The organism is Labrys sp. F242 (assembly GCF_057813875.1).
The window spans coordinates 1-325 of sequence record NZ_JBVASG010000029.1 but is presented as its reverse complement, the minus strand read 5'-3'; the positions used below and the strand labels follow the sequence as shown (position 1 = coordinate 325).

Sequence of the window (325 nt, the reverse complement as noted above, 5' to 3'; positions counted from 1 at the left end):
CAGCGGAAGGGGTAGGGGACCTCCGTCGTCACGCGCGCCGAGGCACCATCACCCTCTGCCAGCACGAAGCCGCCGCCGAAGGAATAGTAGAATTCCGTGTCGAGGGCGGTGACGCCCAAGTTCCAAGCCGTGAAGGACAGGGTGTTGGGGTGTCCCTTGGGCGGGGTCTTGAGGTCGAAGACGATGTCGCGGTTGCGCTCGAAGCTCATGGCCCGGCGCCCACCGAGCGCGAGCATGACCTTGCTGGTGGCGTCTTCGACGTTCGCGGCGACGGTCTCGGGATCGACGGTTTCCGGTTCCTCGCCAGCGAGGACCAGGATCACCG

The 325-nt window shown here is 66.2% G+C and carries 1 protein-coding gene; it reads right to left on the bottom strand.

All coding sequences use genetic code 11. The features are described 5' to 3' along the window. A partial coding sequence (locus ACZYTC_RS34295; RefSeq protein WP_488991766.1) for a serine dehydratase beta chain occupies window positions 1-325 on the bottom strand: 325 nt, incomplete at both ends.